Source organism: Methylobacterium sp. WL6, from assembly GCF_008040095.1.
Classification (GTDB): Bacteria; Pseudomonadota; Alphaproteobacteria; order Rhizobiales; family Beijerinckiaceae; genus Methylobacterium.
In genome coordinates this window covers 1-444 of sequence record NZ_VRVH01000696.1, presented here as the reverse complement: position 1 = coordinate 444, position 444 = coordinate 1, and the positions used below count along the sequence as shown (strand labels likewise).

The following is a 444-nucleotide window of genomic DNA, read 5'->3' as shown; positions in this document are numbered from 1 at the left end:
CTCCCGAGCCGGCCCCGCCGACCCCGGCCGCCGACCTCGCGGTGCTGCAACCCTGCGGCGCGCGGGCGGCGCGCTTCGAGGGCGCCAAGGGCTTCGACGTGGTGGTGACGCGGATCGGCCGCGCCAGCATCGCGAACCCGCTGCGACCGCTGACGCCGGAAACCAGCCAGGTGCTGCAGGTGGTGATCGCGGCCAAGCCCGCCACCGCCTACGGGCCGGACCTGACGGCGCTGCGCCGCGGGCCCGCCCCCGCCGCCCTCGAAACCCAGCTCGGCGCCCCGATCCGCTGGGAGAACGGCCTGCCGGACCTGCCCGACCCGCTGCCGATCGTCGCCGAGGACGGCACCCCGCTGGCCGCGCTCGCCTTCCGCGCCTGCATCGACCCGCCCGCCGTCGCCGCGCCGCCGGTGGTCGCACGCGGGACCAAGGGGAACGGCCAAGGGG

General features: G+C 78.4%; 1 pseudogene. It reads left to right on the top strand.

The features are described 5' to 3' along the window. Positions 1-444, top strand: a pseudogene (locus FV230_RS30270) (hypothetical protein); the annotation flags it as partial.